Annotated in this window: 14 protein-coding genes and 1 pseudogene; 7 read left to right on the plus strand and 8 right to left on the minus strand. The window is 70.3% G+C overall.

Translation table 11 applies throughout. The features are described from left to right. The first annotated feature begins 100 nt into the window (after positions 1-100). Entirely contained in the window at positions 101-1,405 is a 1,305-nt protein-coding gene (locus EER30_RS38965; protein WP_164842644.1) for an SGNH/GDSL hydrolase family protein, read from the plus strand. 19 nt (positions 1,406-1,424) lie between these two features. Here EER30_RS38965 and EER30_RS38970 read toward each other — a convergent pair whose 3' ends face one another. Beyond that, complete coding sequence (locus EER30_RS38970; RefSeq protein ID WP_240670578.1) at positions 1,425-2,201, minus strand: SDR family oxidoreductase; 777 nt, start codon at positions 2,199-2,201, stop codon at positions 1,425-1,427. 73 nt (positions 2,202-2,274) lie between these two features. On the opposite strand from EER30_RS38970, the gene EER30_RS38975 reads away from it, so the two are divergent. After that, positions 2,275-2,883: a TetR/AcrR family transcriptional regulator gene (locus EER30_RS38975; protein ID WP_240670579.1), complete on the plus strand. Its 609-nt coding sequence runs from the start codon at positions 2,275-2,277 to the stop codon at positions 2,881-2,883. Then, the gene (locus EER30_RS38980) at positions 2,880-3,209 is read left to right on the plus strand and encodes a nucleoside triphosphate pyrophosphohydrolase family protein (protein WP_127506527.1); all 330 of its coding nucleotides are present in this window, start codon (positions 2,880-2,882) and stop codon (positions 3,207-3,209) included. Before EER30_RS38975 ends, EER30_RS38980 begins: the two co-directional genes overlap by 4 nt. Positions 3,210-3,374: 165 nt before the next feature. Here the strand turns inward: EER30_RS38980 and EER30_RS38985 are convergent, their stop codons facing one another. From EER30_RS38985 to EER30_RS39010, 6 genes are all read right to left on the minus strand, one after another. Then, positions 3,375-4,586 (minus strand): hypothetical protein, encoded by a 1,212-nt coding sequence (locus EER30_RS38985; RefSeq protein WP_127506528.1) that lies wholly within the window; start codon positions 4,584-4,586, stop codon positions 3,375-3,377. A 41-nt stretch (positions 4,587-4,627) separates the two neighbouring features. Continuing rightward, complete coding sequence (locus EER30_RS38990; protein WP_127506530.1) at positions 4,628-6,013, minus strand: MFS transporter; 1,386 nt, start codon at positions 6,011-6,013, stop codon at positions 4,628-4,630. Positions 6,014-6,097: 84 nt separating this feature from the next. Continuing rightward, positions 6,098-8,617 (minus strand): M14 family zinc carboxypeptidase, encoded by a 2,520-nt coding sequence (locus EER30_RS38995; protein ID WP_205650605.1) that lies wholly within the window; start codon positions 8,615-8,617, stop codon positions 6,098-6,100. 124 nt (positions 8,618-8,741) lie between these two features. After that, positions 8,742-9,572: a MetQ/NlpA family ABC transporter substrate-binding protein gene (locus EER30_RS39000; protein WP_127506533.1), complete on the minus strand. Its 831-nt coding sequence runs from the start codon at positions 9,570-9,572 to the stop codon at positions 8,742-8,744. A gap of 12 nt (positions 9,573-9,584) precedes the next feature. Then, complete coding sequence (locus EER30_RS39005) at positions 9,585-10,241, minus strand: methionine ABC transporter permease (RefSeq protein WP_240670580.1); 657 nt, start codon at positions 10,239-10,241, stop codon at positions 9,585-9,587. After that, positions 10,238-11,281, minus strand: coding sequence for a methionine ABC transporter ATP-binding protein (locus tag EER30_RS39010; RefSeq protein ID WP_240670581.1), 1,044 nt, complete (start codon positions 11,279-11,281; stop codon positions 10,238-10,240). Before EER30_RS39010 ends, EER30_RS39005 begins: the two co-directional genes overlap by 4 nt. Positions 11,282-11,582: 301 nt before the next feature. Here EER30_RS39010 and EER30_RS39015 point away from each other — a divergent pair, with 301 nt between their 5' ends. The 4 genes and pseudogenes from EER30_RS39015 to EER30_RS39025 all read left to right on the plus strand — a co-directional run bounded on the left by EER30_RS39015 (position 11,583) and on the right by EER30_RS39025 (position 15,012). Continuing rightward, positions 11,583-12,137, plus strand: coding sequence for a Uma2 family endonuclease (locus EER30_RS39015; protein ID WP_240670582.1), 555 nt, complete (start codon positions 11,583-11,585; stop codon positions 12,135-12,137). 508 nt (positions 12,138-12,645) lie between these two features. Next, positions 12,646-12,930, plus strand: a pseudogene (locus tag EER30_RS49065) (PAS domain-containing protein); the annotation flags it as partial. A gap of 136 nt (positions 12,931-13,066) precedes the next feature. Then, positions 13,067-13,717 (plus strand): methyl-accepting chemotaxis protein, encoded by a 651-nt coding sequence (locus tag EER30_RS49070; RefSeq protein WP_240670583.1) that lies wholly within the window; start codon positions 13,067-13,069, stop codon positions 13,715-13,717. Further along, positions 13,693-15,012: a chemotaxis protein CheW gene (locus EER30_RS39025; RefSeq protein WP_127506535.1), complete on the plus strand. Its 1,320-nt coding sequence runs from the start codon at positions 13,693-13,695 to the stop codon at positions 15,010-15,012. Before EER30_RS49070 ends, EER30_RS39025 begins: the two co-directional genes overlap by 25 nt. Here EER30_RS39025 and EER30_RS39030 read toward each other — a convergent pair. Further along, the gene (locus EER30_RS39030) at positions 14,972-15,943 is read right to left on the minus strand and encodes an ArsR/SmtB family transcription factor (protein ID WP_127506537.1); all 972 of its coding nucleotides are present in this window, start codon (positions 15,941-15,943) and stop codon (positions 14,972-14,974) included. The genes EER30_RS39025 and EER30_RS39030 overlap by 41 nt on opposite strands. Between the last annotated feature and the right edge of the window lie 127 nt (positions 15,944-16,070).

Below are 16,070 nucleotides of genomic sequence, written 5' to 3' on the forward strand. Positions count from 1 at the left end.
GACGGGCCGTGAGATCCGTGTCACGATCACGCTCAACTGGTTCAGATTCCCAGCTCACGCATAGCAAGAACCCCAGGTCAGCTCCAGTAGCGTGAGCGCAGTGAAACGGTTCAGAAAGTCGGCGGTCACGGTTTCGGCGGCGCTCGTGGTCTTCATAGTGGTGGCCATCGTGCTCGTACGGCGGGACTCGACCCGCAACGACGACAGCGGCGGAACGACGGGGGTCGCGCAGCCCAGCGCCGAGCCGAGCCCCGATCCGACCACTGGCGCGAGCACCGAGCCGAGCACTGAACCGAGCGCCGCGGGGACGCCCTGGACCGGTACCTGGGCGGTCGCGCTGCAGGACGGCGGACGCGGATTCGAGCGGCAGACGGTCCGGCAGGTGGTGCGGACCAGCATCGGCGGGGACACCGTACGCCTCCGCCTCTCCAACGAGTTCGGCACCGGACCCCTGACCGTCAGCGCCGTCTATCTGGCTCGGTCCCTGCGCACCAGTACGGTCGACGCGGGCACGAACACCAAGGTGACCTTCGGCGGCACCGACTCGGTGACCATCGCGGCGGGGAAGACGGCCGTCAGCGACGCGGTCGACTTCACGTTGCCGGCCGGCGCGGACGTCGCGGTCACCGCCTATGTCCCCCAGGAGATCGACTCGGTCAGCCAGCACGTCTTCGCGAACCGCAACAACTATGCCGCCTCCGGCAATCAGAGCGCGAAAGCGTCGCTCTCGGGCGCGCGCACTTTCGACAACTACGCGTTCCTGGCCGGCGTCGACGTGCAGAACGCGGCCGCCTTGGGCTCGGTCGTCGCGCTCGGCGCGTCGATCACCGACGGGTTCGACTCGTCGTTCAACCAGAGCCGGCGCTGGCCCGACCAGCTCGCCAAGCGTCTGCTGGCCGCGGGCACCCAGGTCGGCGTGCTCAACGCGGGCATCAGCGGCAACATGCTGGTCGGTGACGGCTCCGGCGAGAGTGCCGTGAAGCGCTTCGACCGCGACGTGCTGGCCCAGCCGGGCGTGAAATGGGTGATCGTCTCGGACACCGCGATCAACGACCTCGGCGGCGACGACGGCATCGGCAGCACCGAGCTCGTAGCGGCGATGCAGGACCTGATCCAGCGCAGCCACGACGCGGGCGTCAAGATCTTCTGCTCGACCCTGACCCCGTACGAGGGTGCCGATTACTGGAGTTCGCAGGGCGAGACCGGCCGTGCGGCGATCAACGACTTCCTCAAGGCCGACGGCAGCGGCTGCGACGCGGTGGTCGACTTCGACGCCGCGCTCCACAACCCGAGCTCCCCCACCAAGTATGCCGCCCGCTACGACACCGGCGACCACCTGCACCCGAACGACGCCGGCATGGAAGCCCTGGCCGCCGCCGTCGATCTGGACCTGTTCCGCTCCTGAACGACCGCTCAAACACCGCTCAGGCGGCGCCGCCGTTGGAGAAGATGGTCTGGCCGTTGATCCAGCGGCCGTCGACGCCGGCCAGGAACGAGACCGCGCGGGCGGCGTCCTCGGGGGTACCGAGGCGCTCGAGCGGGGTGAGCGCGGTCAGGCGGTCGATGACCTCTTGCGGCTTGCCGTCGATGAACAGCGGGGTGGACGTCGGGCCGGGAGCCACCGTGTTGACCGTGATGTCGCGGCCGCGCAGCTCGCGGGCCAGGATCAGGGTCATCGCCGAGACCGCGCCCTTCGTGGCCGCGTACGCCGCGTAGTTGGGCTGCTGGAGCCGCAGCACCGAGGTCGCGACGTTGATGATCGCGCCGCCCGGCCGTACGCGCCGCGCCGCGAGCTGGGACACGACGAAGGTGCCGCGAACATTCGTACGGTGCATGCGGTCGAAGTCGTCGAGCGACATCGACGCGAGCGGGGCCAGCAGCATGATGCCGGCCGTGTTGACGACCACGTCGACCCCGCCGAAACGCTCCTCGACCGCGTCGAACAGGGCCGTCATGGCCACCTCGTCGGCCACGTCGCCGCCGAGCGCGATCGCCACCCCGCCCTCCGCCCCGATCTTGGCGACGACCTCTTCGGCCCGCTCACGGTTGGTCGCGTAGTGCACCACGACCGTCATGCCGTCGGCCGCGAGACGCTCGGCCGTCGCCTGCCCGATGCCACCCGAACCACCGGTGACGATCGCGACCCGGCCCACCGAGGCGTCCCCGCCGACCGAAGCATCGCCCATCGGAATCGAACTCATCGTGACCACCCTCAACAATGTTGTAGACAAGCTGTCCATTTAAAAGTAGACCACTTGTCCATATACTGCAAGAGTGACTGACACCCAGAACGGGCTGAGGCGCGGCCGTGGGCGACGACCCGCCGAAGCCGTACGCCAGGCCGCGCTGTCCGCCGCCGGCGAGATGCTCTTCGAGAGCGGTCTGGCCGGGCTGACCTTCGACAAGGTGGCGCAGCGGGCCGGCGTCAGCAAGATGACCCTCTACAAATGGTGGCCGTCCCCCGGCGCACTCGCCTTCGAGGCGTACTTCGAGGCTGTCGAGACGAGGCTGGCCTTCGACGACACGGGCGACATCGAACACGATCTGCGCAGTCAACTGCACGCTTTTGTACGTTTGATGACCGCCGAACATGGCGGCCCCGTGATCGCCGCCCTCGTCGGTGCCGCCCAGTCGGATCCCGACCTCGCCACCCTGTTCACCGCCGAATACACCCGCCCCCGCCGTGATCTGGCCGCCGACCGGCTCCGAACGGCGCAGCAGGCCGGCCAGATCGCCGCCGACGTCGACCCCGAGGTCGTCATAGATCAGTTGTGGGGCGCCTGCTACCACCGACTGCTCATGCCCGCCGAGCCCCTGACCACCGACTTCACCGATGCTCTGCTCCGCAACCTGATGCGCGGCATAGCCGGCGGCAACCGATGAACCTGGACGACTATCAGCGCGGCGCCCTGCGCACCGCCGCGCCGCGCGACAAGAAGAACGAACTGCTGCACCTCGTGCTCGGACTGGTCGGCGAGTCGGGCGAGGTCGCCGAGAAGTTCAAGAAGTGGGTACGCGACCTCGACAGCGACGAGTCCCGAATCGATCGGGACGACATCGCGAAGGAACTCGGCGACGTGCTGTGGTACGTGGCGGTGCTGGCCGACTATCTCGACCTGTCGCTGGACGACATCGCGAAGGCCAACCTCGCGAAGCTGGCCAGCCGCCAGGAACGCGGCGTGCTGGGCGGCAGCGGCGACAACCGCTGAACACACAGCGGGCCGCCCCGGAACGAGCACGAACGAGCACGAACGAGCAAAGCCCCGCGCAAACGAGCCGGACGTTGCGCGAACGCGCAATGCCTCGCGCAGACGAGCCGAACGCTGCGCGAACGCGCAATGCCTCGCGCAGACGAACCTGGCACTGCGTCCTGCCTACCCCGAACGGGTGGCCCGGAGCAGGCGGCGGGCGGCGTCGCGGAGCCGTTCGTCCAGGACCGGATCCCGGTCGAGGCGCCGAGCCGAGTCGCGGAACTCCCGGACCCGCCCGGCCGCTTCCGGCGGCAGCACCGCAAGATCGGCCAGGGCCTCGATCGCGTCGCCGTGCACCGGCTGCACCTCGCTGCCCGGCTCGCCGAGCACCCCGGCCAGGGCTGTCGCGGCGGGCCCGGTCTCGCCGGTGATGCGGTGGTGAGCGACAGCGGTGCGGACCCGCGTCCAGACGTCGGCGCTGCCGAGCAACGGGGTCACCAGCTCGGGCAGCGGTGGCGCGGCGCGGGCCACCTCGATGAGATACCAGTCCGGCCGGTCGCCGTCGGTGAGCAGCGTCCGGAGCACGTCGAGCGCCACGGCCGGCGGGTGGCCGAGGACGAGCCACGACGCGGCCGCGGCCGCGCGCTGCATCTCGACCGGTGAGCGCATGGCCGACGCGAGCGCGGCGGTGACCGCGGGGTCCGCGGCCGCCGACGGAATGACGGCGAACTGACGGGCGACCACGATGCCCGCCGTGTGGCGAGCGGTGAGTGCGAGGAGTTCCGGCAGCAGGCGTTCGGCCATGCTGGGCTCCAGCGCCGCGACGAGGGTGATGGCGTCGTTGCCCCGGGTGTAGGCCAGCATGCCGCGGATCACCTCGATGACGGGTTCCTTGTCGGGCAGCGCGGCCAGCACGGCCGGTGGCAGCTTGCCGGCGTCCGGCGGCACCGCGTCCCACCGGGCCAGGCAGCGCAGCGCGGCGTGTCTTAGGTCCCGGTCCGGATGGGCGGCCGCGGTGGTCAGCAGCCGTCGGGTGTCGGCCGGCAGGCTCGGCAGCCGGTCGAGGGCTGTCGCCAGGTCGACGATGCGCAGCCGCAGACGGTTGGGGGCGTCCGGGATCGGTGCGTGGGTGAGCAGCCGCACGGACTGGTGGTCGCGATCTCGCCAGGCGTGGTGCAGCGCCGCCACCAGCCCGGTGCCGTTGCAACCGTGGTCCCCGGCGTCGATCCACCGGGCCGCCACGGCGAATGCGGTGTCCGGCTCCTCGATCAGAAGCTCGACGGTCTCGGCGCGCTGGTCGTCGTCGCGGGGCCGGTCGCCGGCGGCGGCGACCGCCGCGCGGACGGCAGCAGGTCGACGGCCACGACCGTCACGGCCCTGGTCAGCTTCTCCCACGCGACCGCGTCAAGGTCATCGGGCGCTCGCATCGCAGCACCTTATATCGATGCGCGCGCCGGTTCCGCCTCGGCGTAGCGCTTGCTCAGGCGACGGTAGGGGTGGCTGCGCAGGGCGATCACGGTCGCGATCAGGCCGGCGATGCCGGTGAGCACGAAGACCAGGGCCAGACCGCGGGCGGAGCCGGTGCCGAACCAGCCGCCGATCCAGCGGGCGCCGGCGCCGTCGGTCATGAACGGGATGAAGAAGAACTGGGCGACCGGCGCGATCAGGAACGCGGTCAGGGGTGAGGCGGCCTGCTCGACGCTCTGGGCGAAGCCGAACACACGGCCCTGCCGCTCGTACGGGACGACCTTCTGCAGGATCGTCTGCTCGGCGGCCTCGGCGTAGGGGATGACGAGCATGTACGCGTACAGGCCGACGGCCAGCCAGATCACCGAGTCGCGCAGCGGGAAGAGCAGGGTGACGGTCCAGCAGACGATGTTGACCATCAGCAGGAGCCAGACCGGGTTCTTACCCAGGCCGGTACGGGCGATGAGCAGACCGCCGACGATGAAGCCGGTGCTCAGCACGCCCCACAGCAGTCCCCACGCCTGCACCGACATCATCGACAGCCCGTACGCGTCGAGCAGCGCCATGAAGATGCCGCCGAGCAGATTGTTGAACGCCGAGAACACGATGAGCGCGGGCAGCCCGGGAACCTGTTTGATCACCTTGACCGTGCCGCGCAGGTCGATCTTGCTCGCGCCGGTGACGGGTTCGCCGGTCGCCGCCTCGATCCCCGCCGGAAGCTCAGCGGGTTGCGAAGCCTCACCCACGACGCCCGGCGGCACCCGCACCGACGCGAGGTGCACGATCGAGAGAGTGAGGACGACCACGCCGACGATCAGCACCCAGAACATGCCGCCGAGCGCCACCAGCAGACCGCTGATCACCGATGTGACCAGGAAAGACACGCCCGACGCGGTGCCGACGAGGCCGTTCGCGCGGTCGCGCGTGTCCGGCTCGATCAGCGCGGTGACCATCGTCGGCAGCGCGATCGTGCGGATGTTGCCCGCGATCACTCCGATCATGAGCAGGACGATCAGGATCCAGAGCTGGACGCTCAGCGGGTCGCGGAACTCCTCGCGCGGCGTCATCTGGTAGACGACCAGCGCCGCGACGTAGAGCGCGAGCGACACCGCGGCCGAGGCCTGCATCATCGTCTTCTTCGGGTGGTTGTCGACCAGGCTGCCGAACCAGATGCCGGTCAGCGCGGTCATCACCAGGAAGATGCCCGAGATGACACCGGTCGCGAACACCGAGCGGGTCTCGATATACGTGTAGAACGTGATCGCGAACCACACGGTGAAGTTGGTGACCGACACCAGCAGCGTGTTGACCAGCAGGTGATAGAAGACGCTGACGTGCCCGCGGATGACCCCCATCGCCCCACCGTATGACGTGAACCCGGGTTCAGGTCCACCGGGTTTCCGCCGGAACGGCCCTCATGAAGCGCCGGCCCCGAAAGATCAACCCGGGTTCGAGGCGGTCCAGAAGAGGGCGCGGGCGAACTGGGCGTACAGGCCCTTGGGGTGGGCCCGGAACAGGGGTTCGGTGCCGAACAGGACCGCTCGCCCGCCGCCGCGGGTGGCGCCGGAGACGACCGCGGGCTGCCCCGCGGCCTGTTCCGGTCCGGCGACGCCGGGGGCGGTCGGAAGCCAGTGACCGGCCACCAACGGGTCGGAGGCGTAACGCTGTTCGACGGTGAACCCGCTGCCGGTGAACCACAGCGGCGAATAGACGAACGAATGCGGAAGGGAACCGGCGCCGACGACCGGACCGGTGTTGTTCACGGCGACCACGCCGTTGGCGTCGCCGCGTGCAGCGACCGGGGTGGCCGGGAGCAACGAGGTCGCCGTGTTGAAGGCGGCCCCGGTGGCGCCGCGAGTGACGACCCCGCCGCCGCCGGCCACGAAGGCGTCGACCGTGGCCCGGCCGACCGCGTTGAGCTGGGCATAACTCAGGCCCGACGAGACGATCAGCGTGTCCACGCCGTTCAGGGGTGTGCCCGAGTTGAGCAGGGCGGTCGAGACCGGCTGTACGTCGAATCCCAGCTCGCGCAGCAGGAACAGTTCGTCGGAAGCGACCGCGCCGGCCAGGACGGGGGCGGCGAAAGGCGCGCCGGTCGCACCCCGGGACGCGGCCTCGAAACGTACGCCCAGGGTCTTGGCCAGTTCCTCGGCGTGACGACGCGCGGCGGCCGGAACCACCACCGTGGCCGCGTCGGCCCGGGACAGCTTGACGCCACGGTCGAGCAGGGCGTTCACGGCCCGTACGTCATTACCGTCGCGCATCGTGAGGGCAAGATCCGAGCCCTTACGAGCGGTGACGGCACCGGTCAAGACCGCCGTGACGACGGGCGTGGTGGCGACCCGGGGCGCGGCATTCCGGCTGATGTCGACGGGCGCTCCCCAGAGCAGCCGGTGACTCCAGCCGGAGATGTCGTACATCTGTGGCACGAGTTCCGAAATGTCGCGGCCGGCCTCGAGCATCACGTTCGCGAGGCCGCGCTTGGGCTGGTGCATGTCGACCACGTACGTGCCGCCCGGATAGCGCTTGCCGTTCAGCGTGAACGACTGACGGGCCCGGCTGACCCGGACGTCGTGCGCGACCAGGTGATTCACGAGCCGGGCGGCGGCGGGCGGCCCGGCCGGGATCACGTACGCCCGGGGGAAGCTCGTCGAGTAGCGGTCCTCGGGACCGAAGCCGTCGACGAAGCCGTCCGGGATCGCCGGCGACGGCTCGCCCGCCCAGCCGCGGCGGAACTGCTCGATCTGGTCGGCCAGCAGCGACGAACGGTGTGAGTCGGCGTACGTCAGGGCCCCCGTGATGGTCGCTTCAGCGACGTCGGTGTTGATGCCGGAGCGTCGCCGCAGCTCCTCGACCGGCAATGACGTGTAGTTGCCGCGGTTGACGGCCAGCGGGATCTCGACCGTGTGCCCGATCGCGCCGTGATACATCGCGTACATGGGCGTGAAGATCGGCGGCCAGTCGTCCCAGTCGCCCGGCGCGTAGTCGCGGAACGGGATGTCGGCCCGCTGCGTCTCCGCGTGCCCCAGCCGCTGGATGGCCGCCTCCATGCCGAGCGCGTTCGGCAGCGCGTGCTTGATGTAGAGGTCGTACTCGTAGTTCTGCCCGTGCGGCGGCGTCGCCGGCTCGATCAGCGTGGTGCCGGTGTAGCCGTGCTCGTCGAGCATCACGAACGGCTGTGTCGCCAGCAGCACGTCGCGCACGGCCCGCGACTCGGGCTGCGAGCTGGTGGCATAGTCGCGGTTGATGTCGAAGCCGGCACCGTTCGCGCGCGTCCCCGCGACCCGCCCGTCGGGGTTGTTCGTGACGGTCACATAGACCCGCGTACGCCGCAGGAACGCGGCCGTGGCGGCGTCGGTGGCCGTCGCGAGGCGCGTGATGACCCGCAGCGCGCCGTCGGTGCCCTCCCACTCGTCGCCGTGGATGTTCCCGTTGATGTGCACCGGCGTCTTGTAGCCGCGGGCCAGCTCCCGATCACGGGCGGCGGCCCGCGGGTTGTCCTCGATCAGCGCCCGCCAGCGGTCCTGCCGGGCCGCCTCGGAGGCCGACTCGGGTGCCGTGACCGTGACCAGATAGAGGTCGCGGCCGAGCGCGGACTTCCCGACCACCTCGGCCGACACCCGGTTCGAGGCGGCCTGCAGTTCATTCAGGCGAGGGGCGATGCCGTGGTACGGGATCAGCCCGAGCTTGATCGACCGGTCCTCGGCGTTCACGGGCGGCAGCGGCAGCACGTGCCGGCGCGGATAGCCCTGGCGGGCCGACCTCCAAGCCGGCGCGGCGGACTCGGCCGACAGGACGGCGGCCGCCGGGTCGGCGGCGGCGACCTCGTTGCGGTCCGGCCCGTTGCCGAATTCCCGCGTCGAGGGAGCCGCGGCGCCATCGGGGGCGGCGGACGCCGGGACGGGAACGACGATCAGGCCGGCGGTGAGCAGCGCAACGCCGAGACGGGCCAGGTCCACAGTGCACCTCCGCCGTCGACCCTCCCCCATCCTCGCCGCGCGCGGGTCATACCTTTCGGATCATCACCCGAACGCGATGACCCCCGCCGGTGATCCGACGGGGGCCAGCATTACGTGCGGACGATCAGAACGCGGGGAGCACCGAACCCTGGTACTTGTCCTCGATGAACTTCTTGACCTCGGGCGAGTGCAGCAGCTTCTCGAGCTTGACGACCCGCGGGTCGTTCTCGTCGCCGGTGCGGACCACGACCAGGTTCGCGTACGGGTTGTTCTCGCCCTTCTCCAGCGCCAGCGCGTCGGTGGCCGGCTTGAGGCCGGTCTCGATCGCGTAGTTGCCGTTGATGACCGAGATCGCCGTGTCCTCGAGGCTGCGGGGCAGCTGGGCCGCCTCGAGCGCCTTGAACTTGAGGTTCTTCGGGTTGGCGGTGATGTCCTTCTCGGTCGCCTTGACGCCCGCGCCGTCCTTCAGCGTGAGCAGACCGTTGGCGGCGAGCAGGTTCAGCGCGCGGCCCGAGTTGGACGGGTCGTTCGGGATGCCGACGACGCCGCCCTCAGGCACGTCCGCGATGTTCTTGACCTTCTTGGAGTACACACCCAGCGGCTCGATGTGCACCGGCTTGAGCGGCGTGAACTTGTAGCCCTTGGCGGCGATCTCCTCTTCCAGGTACGGGATGTGCTGGAAGTAGTTCGCGTCGAGCTGCTTCTCCTGCAGGGCCACGTTCGGCTGGATGTAGTCGTTGAACTCGACGATGTCGAGCTTCAGACCCTCCTTGGCCGCGAGGTTGTCGGCGACGTACTTGAGGATCTCGCCGTGCGGAACGGGGCTGACTCCGACCTTGAGGGTGTCGGAAGCCGCACCCGAACCTGAACCGGCGGCATCGTCGTTCGAGCCGCACGCCGCGAGGCCCAGGATCAGGGTCGCGGAGGTGAGGACGGCAGCAAGGGTGCGGCGCATCGTGGACCTTTCTTATCGGTGTGACAGCCTGCGGACGACGAGGTCGCCCGCCATTTGCACGAGTTGCACGAACACGATCAGAACCACGACGGTGGCGATCATGACCTGGGTGTCGAAGCGCTGGTAGCCGTACCGGATGGCGAGGTCGCCGAGGCCGCCGCCGCCCACCACGCCGGCCATCGCCGAATAGCCGACGAGGGCGATCACGGTGATGGTGAGGCCGGCGATCAGGCCCGGGCGGGCCTCGCGCAGCAGCACCTTGCCGACGATCTGGCGGCGGGTGGCGCCCATCGCGGTGGCCGCGGCAACGACGTCGGGCGGCACCTCGCGCAGGGCGGCCTCGACGATGCGGGCGAAGAACGGGATGGCGCCGATGGTCAGCGGCACGATCGCGGCGTCGGTGCCGATCGTCGTGCCGACCACGGCCCGGGTGAACGGGATGACGGCGACCAGCAGGATGATGAACGGCAGCGAGCGGGCGACGTTCACGACCAGGCCGAGCACGGAGGAGACGGCCGGGGCGGCGAGCATGCCGCCGGGGGCGGTCAGCACCAGCAGGACGCCGAGCAGCAGGCCGCCGACCGCGGTGAGCACGGTCGAGGCGCCGACCATCCACGCGGTCTCCCGCAGCCCGACCATCAGCAGGTCGGTCAGTTCGGGCCAGGTCACGACGCGGCCTCCTGGTTCGCGGTGAGGCTGACGGGGGCCGGTTCGAGCCGGAGCGGCGGCTGCGGAACGGTGACCAGCGCCCCACGCTCGCGCAGGAAAGCCAGGGCAGCGTCGCTGCCGTCGGGCAGCGCGAGCCGCCATCGGCCGGCCCGGGTGGCGGCCAGGCTCTCCACCGAGCCGCCCAGGATCCGTACGTCGATCTCGAAGCGGCGCGACAGCTCGGCCAGCAGAGGAGCGTCGGTCTGCTCGCCGCTGACGGTCACGTCGACGACGGTATGACCGGGCAGCTCGGTCGGGGCGTCCAGCGGGAACAGGCCGCGGACCAGCTCGGAGTCGCCGCGGTGCAGCAGGTTGGTGATCGCGCCGGACTCCACGAACCGGCCGTCGCGCATGACCGCCGCCGAGTGGCAGATGCGCTTGACCACGTTCATCTCGTGCGTGATCAGCAGGATGGTCAGGCCGAGCCGCGCGTTGAGGTCGAGCAGGAGCCGCAGGATCGAGTCGGTCGTCTCGGGGTCGAGCGCCGAGGTGGCCTCGTCGGAGAGCAGCACCTTGGGTCGGGCGGCGAGCGCACGGGCGATGCCGACGCGCTGCTTCTGGCCGCCGGAGAGCTGAGCGGGGTACGCGTCGGCGCGGCCGCCGAGCCCGACGAGCTCGAGCAGTTCGGCCACGCGGGCCCGGCGCTCGGCGCGCGGGACGCCGGTGACCTCGAGCGCGAACGCCACGTTGCCGGCCACGGTGCGTGATGAGAGCAGGGCGAAGTGCTGGTGGATCATGCCGATGCCGTGCCGGGCCACGCGCAGGCGCCGGCGGTTCAGCGCGGTCAGCTCGACCCCGCCGACCGAGACGGTGCCCTCGTCGGGGCGTTCGAGCATGTTCACGCAGCGCAACAGCGTGCTTTTGCCGGCGCCGCTCTGCCCGAGCACGCCGAAGACGTCGCCCTCGGAAACGCTGAGGTCAACGCCGTCGACGGCAACGACCGCCCGGTCGCGCCGTCCCTTGGCCCGGTAGGTCTTCCGGAGCCCCTGTATCTCAATCACGTAACACCCTGTAATTGCGTGGTTGACGACCCCGTAAAACCCATAATTCCCATAGGTTTCGAGACATCGACACGCTAGCGTGCTCCGCGCCCCGTGGCCAACCGCTGTAACGACCATCACGACAATTACCCCTGACGGTTTGAACCCCAGGATCGTCGTTACGTTGCGCCACCACCTCAATAGTGCCGCCGCATTCGCCCACCGACCGGTGTGCCTCGCCACACCCAAAATCAGCGGCCGGGTTGTCCACAGCTACGACGCGTCGCAACCACGCCTTCGGCGAAATCGGTACGATGCCCACATGAGCTCGGAGGCCGTCGGCAGGCACATGCCCGCAGTCGTGACGCTCGATGACCTGACCGCGATGATGAGCGCGGACGACCACCACCGGTACGAGATCAGCCCGGAGGGGGTTCTCTCGATCATGCCGCCGCCGGGATACGCCCACGCGATCATCGCGACTCGGCTCATGGTTTGGCTTGCCACCGCCGGTGTCCCCGCGGATCGCATCGCTCAAGCGGTGGGCCTGCGCATCCCCGGGCGAGACGGCGGCCTCGGTGGGCGCATCCCCGACCTGATTGTCTGGAGCAAGGCGCAGAGTGACGGCGTCTGGTTGCCTGTCGCGGACGTCCTGCTCGTCGCCGAGATCGTTTCCCCCGGCTCCGAGGGCATCGACACGGTGACCAAACGCAGCGAGTACGCCGCGGCCGGCATCCCGCAGTACTGGATCGTCGACCAGGACGCCGCGCAGACCGTGACGATGCACCGGCTGGTCGACGGCCACTACGTCGTGCGAGCCACCATGCCTCTCGCGTGGGTGCTCAACACCGACCCCGCCGAGCACGAACTCGCCTGACCCGGCGTCGCCCTCAGTCCCACGCGACGCGGCGGCGCGGCGGAATGTTCGGTTTGCGGAAAGCTCCGATATTTTCTCGGGTCAGATCGCGGGGAAACCGGCCGACTGGCCAGGTGGAGACCCTCTTCAGGGTGCGTGCCGACCTGCGCCGGGAGTTGCGATGACGACCGATCTGGCTGCCGAGCCGCTGTTCGACGCTGCTTTTCGCGCGCTGGTCTCGACGGACACGACCGGGATTGTCGTCGACGGCGCGGGCGGGGCGCTCGTCGCCGTCAGCAACCCGGAGCTGGCCGGGTGGGCCGAGCAGTTCGTGCGCGACGAGGATGTGCTGGGCGAGCTGCGGCGGGCCGGCGAGCAGGGCACGGTCGCCGAGTTCGCGGCGCCCGACGTGTCCGGTGGCGCGGCGCAGTGGCGGGCCACCGTACGGGTCGTGGACGGCGGCACGCTCGTCGTGGCGCTGCGCGACATCACGGCCGAGCGACGCGCGTCGGCCGAGGCCGTGGGCTGGATGGACGCGATCGACCGGGCGCAGGCCGTCATCGAGTTCGACCTGCGCGGCACGATCCTGGCCGCCAACGAGAACTTCCTGAACGCGCTCGGCTATCAGGAGCGCGAGGTCGTCGGCCAGCACCACCGCATGTTCGTCGACACCGAGTACGCCAACTCGGCCGAGTATCGCGCGTTCTGGGCCAAGCTGGGCCGGGGCGAGTTCGAGGGCGGCGAGTACGAGCGGCTCGGCAAGGGCGATCGTGAGGTGTGGATCCAGGCCACCTACAACCCGATCCTCGACGACGACGGCCGGGTCGTGAAGGTGGTCAAGTTCGCCACCGACATCACCGCGTCGAAGCTGCGGGCGGCCGAGTTCGAGTCGAAGGTCAACGCGATCGACCGGTCGCAGGCGGTCATCGAGTTCGATCTCGAGGGGGGTCGTGCTGCACGCCAACGACGCCTTCCTGCGGGCCACCGGCTATTCGCTGCGCGAGGTCGTCGGCCAGCACCACAGCATGTTCTGCACCCCCGAGTACGTGGTGAGTCCCGAATACCGGGAGTTCTGGCTGAACCTCAACCGGGGCGAGTTCGCGGCCGGGCGCTATCACCGGATCGGCAAGTACCAGCGCGACATGTGGATCCAGGCGACCTACAACCCGGTTCTCGACCTCAACGGCAACCCCTTCAAGGTCATCAAGTACGCCACCGAGGTCACCGCGCAGGTCCAGATGGAGCAGCTCGTGCGGGCCAAGACGGCCGAGATGACCGCCACCGTCACCGCTCTCGCCGCGTCGACCACCCAGATCGCGCAGACCAGCGATCAGGCCCTCGAACTGGCCCGCCGCACCGCGGGCGACGCCGAGCAGGGCGCTAGCGAGTTGCAGCGCTCGATCGAGGCGATCCGGCTGATCCAGGCGTCGACGCGCGAGATCGGCGACATCGTCTCGGTGATGGGCGAGATCGCGAGCCAGACGAACCTGCTGGCCTTCAACGCGTCGATCGAGGCGGCCCGGGGCTGCGCGAGGTCATCCCCTGCCCGAAGGAGCTCGCGCCCATCCCGGCGCGGGTGCGCGGCCTGCGCGGGGCGATGAACCTGCACGACGTGGTGATCCCCGTGCTCGACCTGGCGGTGACGCTGGAGTGGGAGCGGCCGGAGCGCGAGCACCCGGTCATCGTGATCATCAGCGCGGGCGGCCGGATGCTGGGCGTGGTCGCCGACCGGATCGACGGCATCACCACCGTCCCCGACGACCAGCGGCACGACACCCGCGACACCGGCAACGGGCTGGTCTTCTCGCACACGTTCGGCCATCCGGAGACCGGGGCGGTGGTCAGCATCCTCGACGCGGACGCGATCCTGGCCCTGCCCGGGGTGCCTGCGGTCGCGGACCAGGCGAGCGGCCCGCCGGCCGGCACCGCCGCCACGGCCGGGGCCGGGGTGCCGATGCTGCTGGTGCGCTGCGGCGACTTCCGGCTCGCGGTGAGCCTGGTCGACATCCACACCGTGCTGCCGCAACTGGTGGTGACGGAATCGCCGATGGCCGGGGAACTGTGCCGCGGCGTCACGGCGTACATGAACGATTGGGTGCCGGTCGTCGACCTGGCCCTCGCTCTCGGGCTGGGGTCGTCGGCCGGGACACAGGGTCTGCTGTGGAGTTTCCCGGAGGGCCTGGTCGCGCTGCAGGTGGCCGAGGTCGTCGAGATCGTCACGCTGGACCGCGCACAGATCCGGCCGCTGCCCGCGCTCGGCATGGCCAACGCGCACCGGTTCCGCGGCGTGGCCCAGGTTCCCGGTCACGGCCAGCACCTGATGGTCGACCCGGCCGGGCTGTCGGCCGACGAGACGCTCAGCGCGCTGGCCCGGCTCAACACGCCCCGCGAGGACGTGACCGTGCCCGACGGCCGCCCGGCCGGCGGACGCACCACCGACCTCGACCGCTACCTGACCTATCGCGTCGGCGTCGAGGTGGCCACGCCGCTGGGTCAGATCGCCGAGATCCTGGCCTACCCGGACGATCTCGCGCCGCTGGCCGGGACCGGGGGCGGGCTGCTCGGGCTGTTCACCCACCGCGACATCGTGGCCTCGCTGATCAGCCTCGATCAGCTGATCGGCCGGCCGCCCGCGATCGACCCGGACACCAGCCGGGTGCTGCTGGTCGAGCAGGAGGGCAACCACATCGGGTACGTCGTGGAAGGCCTCGGCGCGATCGAGCACTCGGTGTGGGAGGAGGACGGCCGCGCCACGGATCCGGGCCGGCTCGACGGCAGCCCGCTCGTGCAGATCGGCGCCGACCCGGACGGGCGGCTGCTCCCCCGCCTCGACCTGGCCGGCTGGGCCGCGACCCTCAGCTCCGCTCCCCCAGAAGGGCTTCCCCCAGCGGGGTGAGGGTGTGTACGACGGCCCGCCCGGCCCGGCTCGTGTGGATGAGCCGGGCCTCGCGCAGCACGGCCGTGTGCTGGCTGACCGAAGCGGCGCTGACCCCGACCCGGCGGGCCAGCTCGCTGGTGGTGCGACCGTCGCCGAGCGACTCGAGCAGCGACGTGCGGGTGCGGCCGATCAGCGCGGCCACCGCGGCGCCGTCGGCGGGCCGCAGCCCGGGGCTCAGTGTGAGGTCGTGCTGCACCGGGTAGACGAGCACCGGCGGCAACGTGCTGTCGTGCAGCGTGTCGGGCGTGCCCCAGGACAGGAACGACGGCACCAGCAGCAGGCCTCGGCCGTCGAGGTGGATCACCTGGTCGAACGGGGTGTCGACCTCGAGCATGGGCGGATCCCAGCGCATCATCGGGCGGAAGCTGTCGAGCAGGCCCTCGATGCCCTGGTCTAGCAGCACCCGGCTGCGCCGCGACCGCTCGGCGTCGATGTTGGCGCGCGCCTCGTCCCAGAAGGGAGCGACCGCGCTCTCGTACTGCGACTGGACGGCCCCGGCGAGCCGTTCGACGATCTCGGCGTCGCCCTCGGCGAGCCGGTTCATCCACGAGGGCTTGGGGCCGGCGTGGCGCACCAGTTCCTCGAGTTCGCCGCGCAGGCGGGCGGCCGGGGTGGAGCGGATCGCCTCGAGCGCGGCGTCGAGACCGACCGCGCCCTCGGCCGGAGTGAGGAAGTCGGGGTAGTAGGCGCCGCGGACCAGCGGGAGAAGCAGTTCGAGATCGTCGCGGCGGCTGGCCCTGAGTGCGTGCCCCCGCCAGCGACCGTAGATGAGCTCGGGGCCCGGGCGGCGCAGACGCCACACGCTGAAGATCGTTTCCCACATCGGATCGGGGTCGGCGGCGATCCGCACACGGCCGATGTCCTCCGGCGTGAAGTGGATGCGCAACACGTCGGCCCCCAGTTGCCGTCTAGCAAGCGTTCCCGGCCGGAAGTGTATCCGGAGGGCGCGACGGGGAAAATTCAGTACACGAAAAAAGTCCGTATGGCCCGATGGCCGTACGGAGGACCGGTGGTCG

Origin of the sequence: Actinoplanes solisilvae, assembly GCF_003999975.1 — a bacterium.
GTDB classification, from domain to species: Bacteria; Actinomycetota; Actinomycetes; order Mycobacteriales; family Micromonosporaceae; genus Actinoplanes; species Actinoplanes solisilvae.

Bases quoted from the DNA above. Each gene is read 5' to 3' on its own strand.
- EER30_RS38970 (WP_240670578.1), bottom strand. From the start codon at position 2,201: ATGAGTTCGATTCCGATGGGCGATGCTTCGGTCGGCGGGGACGCCTCG.
- EER30_RS38980 (WP_127506527.1), top strand. From the start codon at position 2,880: ATGAACCTGGACGACTATCAGCGCGGCGCCCTGCGCACCGCCGCGCCG.
- EER30_RS38990 (WP_127506530.1), bottom strand. From the start codon at position 6,013: ATGGGGGTCATCCGCGGGCACGTCAGCGTCTTCTATCACCTGCTGGTC.
- EER30_RS39000 (WP_127506533.1), bottom strand. From the start codon at position 9,572: ATGCGCCGCACCCTTGCTGCCGTCCTCACCTCCGCGACCCTGATCCTG.
- EER30_RS39015 (WP_240670582.1), top strand. From the start codon at position 11,583: ATGAGCTCGGAGGCCGTCGGCAGGCACATGCCCGCAGTCGTGACGCTC.